General features: G+C 55.7%; 11 protein-coding genes. 2 read left to right on the top strand and 9 right to left on the bottom strand.

Translation table 11 applies throughout. The features are described 5' to 3' along the window. Nucleotides 1-435 precede the first annotated feature (435 nt). Entirely contained in the window at nucleotides 436-654 is a 219-nt protein-coding gene (locus B2W52_RS13450; protein ID WP_273071155.1) for a hypothetical protein, read from the top strand. A 29-nt stretch (nucleotides 655-683) separates the two neighbouring features. Here B2W52_RS13450 and hemH read toward each other — a convergent pair whose 3' ends face one another. From hemH to B2W52_RS13430, 4 genes are all read right to left on the bottom strand, one after another. Beyond that, nucleotides 684-1,793: a ferrochelatase gene (gene hemH / locus B2W52_RS13445; protein WP_008171672.1), complete on the bottom strand. Its 1,110-nt coding sequence runs from the start codon at nucleotides 1,791-1,793 to the stop codon at nucleotides 684-686. A gap of 37 nt (nucleotides 1,794-1,830) precedes the next feature. Continuing rightward, entirely contained in the window at nucleotides 1,831-2,262 is a 432-nt protein-coding gene (locus B2W52_RS13440) for a protein tyrosine phosphatase family protein (RefSeq protein WP_008171670.1), read from the bottom strand. Nucleotides 2,263-2,359: 97 nt separating this feature from the next. Beyond that, the gene (locus B2W52_RS13435) at nucleotides 2,360-2,785 is read right to left on the bottom strand and encodes a YeeE/YedE family protein (RefSeq protein WP_008171667.1); all 426 of its coding nucleotides are present in this window, start codon (nucleotides 2,783-2,785) and stop codon (nucleotides 2,360-2,362) included. Between the two features lie 4 nt (nucleotides 2,786-2,789). Next, entirely contained in the window at nucleotides 2,790-3,227 is a 438-nt protein-coding gene (locus B2W52_RS13430) for a YeeE/YedE family protein (protein ID WP_008171666.1), read from the bottom strand. Between the two features lie 346 nt (nucleotides 3,228-3,573). Here B2W52_RS13430 and B2W52_RS13425 point away from each other — a divergent pair, with 346 nt between their 5' ends. Further along, nucleotides 3,574-3,987 carry a phasin family protein gene (locus B2W52_RS13425; protein WP_008171665.1) on the top strand — a complete coding sequence of 138 codons (414 nt, stop codon included), beginning with the start codon at nucleotides 3,574-3,576 and terminating at the stop codon, nucleotides 3,985-3,987. Between the two features lie 9 nt (nucleotides 3,988-3,996). Here the strand turns inward: B2W52_RS13425 and B2W52_RS13420 are convergent, their stop codons facing one another. The 5 genes from B2W52_RS13420 to B2W52_RS13400 all read right to left on the bottom strand — a co-directional run. After that, on the bottom strand, nucleotides 3,997-4,626 hold the full coding sequence (locus B2W52_RS13420; protein WP_273071154.1) for a TetR/AcrR family transcriptional regulator: 630 nt from the start codon (nucleotides 4,624-4,626) through the stop codon (nucleotides 3,997-3,999). 18 nt (nucleotides 4,627-4,644) lie between these two features. After that, the gene (gene xthA / locus B2W52_RS13415; protein WP_008171663.1) at nucleotides 4,645-5,457 is read right to left on the bottom strand and encodes an exodeoxyribonuclease III; all 813 of its coding nucleotides are present in this window, start codon (nucleotides 5,455-5,457) and stop codon (nucleotides 4,645-4,647) included. Between the two features lie 81 nt (nucleotides 5,458-5,538). Next, on the bottom strand, nucleotides 5,539-6,279 hold the full coding sequence (locus tag B2W52_RS13410; RefSeq protein WP_008171662.1) for a hypothetical protein: 741 nt from the start codon (nucleotides 6,277-6,279) through the stop codon (nucleotides 5,539-5,541). Then, nucleotides 6,276-6,797, bottom strand: a complete 522-nt coding sequence (locus B2W52_RS13405) for a DUF2878 domain-containing protein (protein WP_053115357.1) — start codon at nucleotides 6,795-6,797, stop codon at nucleotides 6,276-6,278. The genes B2W52_RS13410 and B2W52_RS13405 overlap by 4 nt, the downstream gene beginning before the upstream one ends. Then, on the bottom strand, nucleotides 6,794-7,445 hold a 652-nt coding region (locus B2W52_RS13400), incomplete at its 5' end, for an SAM-dependent methyltransferase (RefSeq protein ID WP_286803526.1). The genes B2W52_RS13405 and B2W52_RS13400, both read right to left, overlap by 4 nt.

The raw sequence follows: 7,445 nt of genomic DNA, 5'->3' as shown, positions 1-7,445 counted from the left end.
CCTAATACGGGGTCAGGGTCAGTGATGAGCATTACTCAGATTAGGATGGGTTAGAAGGTTGGGTGCAGGTCACTGACCCTTGAATTCACACAATGCGCATCCAGATGCGTATTGTGTGAATTCCTCGAATTATGTAGTTAGTGAGACTAATCTAATTGATGGTATGGCTGAAAGCCCTTTTAATTGAAGGGAAGCGTTGGCGAAGAACGTGAGAGTCTGATTTTGATGCATACACACAGTTGGGCTTCGGACTAGTTTCTACTTCATATAAGAGTTCGAATCCCTGGCCCACCGCCATTTTTCCTCTTACCTTTCTTTCTTCCGAATCTCCTGTTCCCCACGTGATATTTCCCGTCATAACGACGTGGTTATCCCTACTTGGTTTGAAGCCAGTTAACCCTCATTATTCTTGCATAGAGACTACGAGAGGATGTTATGGGCGAATTTCAGAATCATCAAACATCTGATACCGGTTCGGCCGAACGCCGGAACCGCAAGTTTTCCGTGTCCGCAAATCGGGGCAAGGCGAGCCACAAGGTGCGTTATGTGGAGGCTGGCGGCGCCGCCGTTGATGCGGACGAATGCACGTTCTGCCAGTCTGTACCGGATCTTTCAGAGGGCTTTGAAGGTAAGGAGGGAAACCGGGGCAGCTGATGCAGCCCCGGCTACAATTCGGGGGCGGATCAGAGATCCCGGCCCGGATAGATTGCTTCTTTCTGCTCGGCTGCCCGCTGCTGGCGAGCTGCCAGAGCCTCTGGCTCGTTCTTTGGCACCTGCCAGCCTTCCAGATTTTCCTCGATCAGTTTTACCAGGGCTTCGATGTGCCCGGGTGTGGCGTTCAGCGCTGTGATGTAGCTGAACCCTTCACCGCCGGCCTCCATGAAGTACTCACGGTTTTCTTCGTCGATTTCCTCAATGGTTTCGAGGCAATCGGATGAAAAGCCGGGGCAGAATACGTCGATGGATTTGACGCCTTTGCCTGGCAGGGACTTCAGGGTTTCATCCGTGTAGGGCTTGAGCCACTCTTCCTTGCCAAAGCGGGATTGGAACGTGGTCATGTAGTCCTCTTTGCTCAGGCCCAGCCGCTCAGCCAGCAGGCGAGACGTTTTGTGGCACTCGCAGTGATAAGGATCGCCCTTGGTCAGGTACTTGAGCGGCACGCCATGGTAGGAAAATACCAGCTTCTGGTTGCGTCCATGGTTGGCCCAGTGCGCCTCGATATGGCGCGCCATGGCTTCAATGTACGGAGGATAATCCGGGTAGTGAGAAATGAAACGGAAATCGGGCAGCCAGCGCCGTTTCGAGAAATCCTTGGCAATGGCATCGAAGGTGGAGGCCGAGGTCGACGCGGAGTATTGGGGGTAAAGTGGCAGAACCAGCAGTTTCCGTACGCCCTGTTCCTGCATCTCATCAAGAACCCGGGAAATTGAGGGGTTGCCGTAGCGCATCGCAAAGCCGACGACCACGTTAGGGCCGTACTTGCGCTTGAGTGCCTCTCGGATACCCTCAGCCTGCTTTGCAGTGTGCAGCAGCAGGGGAGAGCCCTCCGGCTGCCAGACGCTTGAGTAAGCCTCTGCGCTTCGCTTGGGACGAATTCTCAGGATCACACCGTGAAGGATCAGCCACCAGAGCGGCCGCGGCAATTCGACCACCCGGGGGTCCGAGAGAAATTCAGCCAGGTAGCGACGGAGGGCCGAGGTTGTTGGCGCATCCGGTGTCCCCAGGTTGGTAACCAGCACTCCCAATCGGTCAGACTGGTTGTGGCTGAAATTCTCTGAACCTTTGTATTGCATGCGGTAGATCCTGAACGTTGGTTAGGCGGTGGCAGTGTCAGCCTTTGTCGGCGGCCTGCTGCGCCATTCTTGGTGCAAGGCCGGAAATGTCGTAACCGGCGTTGCGTGCTTTGGTAAAAATCTCATCGGCTGATGTGTTTCTGGCCGCGCTCAGAGCCCAGAGCACGGTGCAGCGGGTCCCGGAACGACAGAATGCCAGTACGGGTTTTTCGGCGTCCCGGATCATCGGCGCGAAGCGGTTTACGTCGTCGTCAGTGATGTTTCCCGACTCCACCGGCATGTATACCCACTCAAGGCCCTGTTCCCTGGCGGCGGCTTCAATATCCGCCATGGCAGGCTGGCCCGGCTCTTCGTGGTCAGGGCGATTTGCTACGAGAGTCTTGAACCCCAGCTTCGCGGCTTCTGCCACGTCTTCAATGGAAATCTGCGGGGCTACCGAAATGTTGTCGTCGATTTTTCTGATATCCATGGATGTCGTTCTCCGAATCGGGTGGTGGAGCTGCCGCCATGATCGCACAGCCCCCGGGCTGTGTCAGAATGGCGGCGGGTAAATTTACAGAAAATACTTACACTTTCGCACGGTTGCGCTCAATGACTTCGAAAATGCCCATGCCCGCAACCATGGCCGCAACAAACACCGCCGCTTTGGTTTCACCGGCACCGAGCGCGACCAGTCCCGGCCCGGGGCAGAAGCCGGCGATACCCCAGCCAACGCCGAACATAAGACCCCCGAGTACCAATCGTTTATCGATATGGGCACTGGTGGGCATTTTCATGTGGAACCCGAGGAAGGAAAGGGTGCGCTTGCGGGCAACAGCAAACGCGACCACACCCACCATGATGGCGCCGCCCATCACAAACGCCAGTGAAGGATCCCAAAGGCCTGCGATATCAAGGAAGCCGAGCACCTTTTCAGGATTGGCCATGCCGGAAACGATAAGCCCCATTCCGAAGACAAGGCCAGCAAACAGAGAAGCAAGAGAAAATTTCATGGCGTCACACCCCCATCAGGTGACGAATCACGTACACGGTGACAAATCCGGCAGCCATGAAGCTCATCGTGACTGCCAGCGAGCGCAGCGATAGGCGGGACAGACCGCAAACCCCGTGTCCACTGGTACAGCCGGAACCATATCGGGTGCCGATCCCCACCAACAGCCCCGCAACAATGAGCGCGGGATAGCCGGCCTCGATTTCGATAGGGGGAAGCTCTGTAGCCAGTACCCAGACTGCCGGTGCACCAATCAGTCCGGCAAGGAACGCCACGCGCCAGGCAATATCGCCTTTTGCCGGTGAAAGAAGTCCGCCAAGAATGCCACTGATGCCTGCAATCCGCCCGTTGAGAAGCAGAAAGCTGGCGGCAGCTATGCCCACCAGTATGCCACCCGCCAACGCTGACCAGGGGGTGAAGTTACTCCACGCAATTTCAATCATCTGATACTCCGAATTTTATAGACTTTCATTTTGGAATAAGCATATATCTTGGGGCAATAATAACAAAAAAAAGCCCGGCAAAGGATGCCGGGCAGAGGCGTGCGAGTAGTATCCATGAAAGACTTCCAGACAAACCGGCATCAGCAGGGACGCCGGTATTGGGAAGTATTGACTATATTTTGAACACTTCAAGCGAGACTCACTTTCGTTTGAAAACATTTTTTCATATCGGATGCGTCTTTATACTGCCGCCTTTCGTTGCGCGGGTTCCAGGCCGACTGAAATCCGGGCCAAGCTGTAATACAATGGCGGTTAGAAAGAACTATCCGCACTCCCGAGGTTGTACATGTCTGACGAGAACGACAATAAGCCGGAGAATGATCCGCAACTGGCGGCAAAAATCAAGGGTTCAGCCCGCCAGATCTGGCTGGCCGGGTTGGGCGCCTATACCAAAGCCGAGGAAGATACTGGCCGTTTCTTCGAGCGTCTTGTGCAGGAAGGTGAGCAGCTCGAGAACAAAACCCGGGGCGTCGTCGAAAAGCAGATCAAGTCCGTGGAAGATCGGGTTGAAGGGGTTCGGGAGCGAGCCACTGGCACCTGGGATCGGCTTGAGCACATGTTTGATGAACGGGTGTCCGGTGCCCTGAGACGTCTGGGCATACATCGCCGTGAAGAAATCGAATCTATGGAGCGGCGTATTGAAGCCCTTGAATCAGAACTTGCCCGCCTGCGGAAACGTGCCGGTGACGACGAAGAATAACGTTACGGCTCAGAGATAATCCCGGCTCATCAGCCGGGCTTCCTCCCGGTCGGCCGGCGCAAGGTAGGGCAGCACCAGGTAGATCATCTGGTAAACACCCCGCCCCGGATCCACTGCCTCCCGGTCATCCAGGTGAGAGAGCGTATCGAAAGCACTCCAATAACAGGCGGTTAGCGTCAACTGCTCACAAAGAGAATCAAGCTCTTCCTGCTCAATCGCCATAATGCCCTGGCGTCGAAAGCTCTCGCAAATCGTCTTGAAAGCCAGTCTTTTCTTTTTCTGGATGCGCTTGAATCGTACCTGCAGCTGATCGTACCGGGACAACACGTTCACCAGATCCTGATAGAGGAACCGGTAGCGGGCTACGGTCTCGAACAGCAGGTGCAGAAAGAACCCCTGCTGGTCGAGGCTGATGTCGGCGTCTTCCGGAACCGCCAACAAGTCGACCATGTCGTGTTCGTACTGGTCGAAGATTTCCTCGACAATATCGCCTTTGCTCTTGAAGTGGTAATAGAGGTTACCCGGGCTGATATCCATCTCATCAGAGATCAGCAGGGTGGTGACATTGGGTTCGCCGACGGTGTTAAACAGCGCCAGGCTGGTCTGGAGTATACGGTCGCGGGTTTTGATTTTTTTCATATCGCGCCGGGCCAGCCCCTAGAGCTCGAAGCTCGCCCAGACCGGACAGTGGTCGGACGGCCTTTCCATGGCTCGAATGTCGTAGGAAACACCCGCTTTCCGGGCTTTGGGCAGCAGGCTGTCACTGGCCATGATCAGATCAATCCGCAGACCACGCTTGGGGTCTCGCTCGAAACCCTTGCTGCGGTAGTCAAACCAGCTGAAAGTGTCCGCTTCATCAGGATGAAGGTGCCGGAACACATCGGTATAACCGCGAGACTCGACCTGGCCCAGCCATTCCCGTTCCTCCGGGAGGAAAGAGCATTTACCGGTTCGTAGCCAGCGTTTGGCGTTGTCGGCGCCAATGCCAATGTCTTTATCGGTTGGAGAGATGTTCATATCCCCCATCACCACCACGTAGCCGCCCGCTTTCTTGAGCTCGTCCAGGTAACGCATCAGATCCCCGTAGAACTTCTCCTTGGCAGGAAACTTCACCGGATGGTCACGGCTTTCACCCTGGGGAAAATAGCCGTTGATCACCGTCAGCTTTTCGCCATTGACCGTGAAATGGCCGGTAATCAGCCTGCGCTGGGAATCCTCACCATCCCACGGGTAGCCTTTGACAACCTCCTCCGGCTCCGCTTTTGAGAGCAGGGCAACGCCATAGTGGGTTTTTTGCCCGTGGAAATGCACGTGGTAGCCAAGGTCCCGGATTGCTTCTACCGGAAAGTCGTCGTCCTGAACCTTGGTTTCCTGAAGGCCGATAAAATCCGGTGCGAGGGCGTCTATTACGGCTTCAAGCTGGTGCAGGCGGGTGCGGATACTGTTGACGTTGAAAGAGACGAACATCATTTCAAAATACTCTCCGGCGTTGATTCCCGTCGGAGTTTACCATACTGACCCCCGGGGTCTGCCTTGGCAGGGGCGACAGTTTCAGGGGGTCAGTTCACAATCCGGGGTGGTATTCACTTTATAGCGGATATGGGCGGTGTAGTTTTCATCCTGGTTTTTCCGGATATTGGTGAGGCCCAGATAGTCGGAAAGGGCACCCGAGTTGCTGTAACCCAGCACGATGGGGTCGACCAGGAAACGCAGCACCATGCCGGTAGGGCGTATCTGTACGACATGGTCAGCATTCACCCGGTCGTTCTCGACCCGTTCCAGAACGAAACCATAATGCTCGCCCCGGGTAGGTCCAAGAAACCGGAATTCAACCGGCTCGCCAGCCACAACACTCTGCCAATTCTGACGTACGAAGTTATCGAACCCGGCATCCACAACGGTAGTTTCCGGGTATGTCACCTCGAATTGCTCTGAATCGCCGCCTGGCGTCTGCCAGTCGATCACCAAAGTGTCGGGTGCAGGGTAGGTGATCTGCATTTCTTCACTGAATGTCGGCTGAACGAAGTCTACGGACGGACGCAGTACTGAAACCTCGTATTCAAGGTCTTTGCGGGCGAATGACTCGTCCGCGTCCGGTTTGAAGTAGGTCACCTCGTGTTGCCGGGGCCGGAATACGCCTTCCTCACAGGTACCATCAACGGAATGGCGCTCTTCGTAAATAACGTTGCCGTCTCCCGTGCTTGCGGTACCGATGAAACTGAAATCTGCGGCCGCGGCCGGCCCTGCGACTGCCAACAGCGCCACGTAAACTGACCAGGTAGCGCGTTTCATCGAACCAGCTCCGGGTAAAGCGTTTTGCGGGCGAAAAGCAGCAGCGGGAAGACAACCAGCCAGCCAAACCCGAGTGCAATCAGCGATGGCAGCAAGTCTGGCAGCTGCACTGCACCGAGCTGGCTCGCCGACCAATAGGCGAAGGGGCCGGCAAAGGGCGCAAGTACGAAGGGCAGCCAGGCTTTCTTGCTGATCCAGTCGAGGGAATGGCTCAGAGTCGTCATGAAGATGGCCCAGATGGCGACAAGCCAAGGGGGAGTGAGCATCACTTGTCCGGAGCCGTCGTCCAGAATGCCGGTCCGGAACCAGATGCCGTCCAGAACTGAGCCGACGACGGTTCCCAGGCCGATGAACTGAAGCTCGGTCATCCGGTTCTGGCTGACCAGGACAAAATGCAGCACCAGAAATATCACCACGATCCCGGCGCCGATCAGCCCGGGATAAAACACGCAGGCAAACCAGCCTGCCTGGAACAGCAGGAAATTAAGAACGTTACGGGCAGTTTCGGAGGCGATCATACGCTCAAGATGTTCTCGCGTTTGTTGCCGGGCTTGGCGAACACCAGCTGCGCAACGCCAATGGCCCGCTCGCTGAAGCCCGCTTCACAATAGGCAAAGTAAAAGTGCCACAGGCGCCGGAATCCTTCGTCGTAACCCATCGACTCCAGCTTGTCCCGCTGGGCCATGAACCGGTCGCACCAGTCGTGAAGGGTCTTGGCATAGTGGAAGCCGGTATCCTCGGCATGGGTGAGTACCAGCTTGCTTTCTTTTCGAACCGATTCGAGGATGGCTCCGAAAGAGGGAATAAAGCTCCCCGGGAAGATAAATCGCTGGATAAAATCAACGTTTTTCAAAGCTCTCTGGTACCGCTGCTCCGGCATGTTAATGGCCTGCACCAGAGCCAACCCGTCGGGCTTCAACAGGGCGTTAATTTGGGAGAAATAGCTGTTGAGAAACTGAGGGCCAACGGCTTCAATCATCTCGATGGAAACAAGTTTGTCGAATTGCCCCTCGAGGTCCCGGTAATCGTCAAACAGTAGGGTAATCTGGTCCTCCAGCCCCTCTTTCTGGACCCGTTCTTTCGCGAGCTCCAGCTGCTCTCTGGAAATGGTCGTCGTGGTGACATGACAGCCATAGTGTTTGGCGGCATGGATCGCAAAGCCGCCC

This window comes from Marinobacter sp. UBA2498, from assembly GCF_002341575.1.
GTDB lineage: Bacteria > Pseudomonadota > Gammaproteobacteria > Pseudomonadales > Oleiphilaceae > Marinobacter > Marinobacter manganoxydans.
The sequence above is the reverse complement of the archived record's forward strand: the minus strand, read 5'-3'. Positions and strand labels throughout refer to the sequence as shown.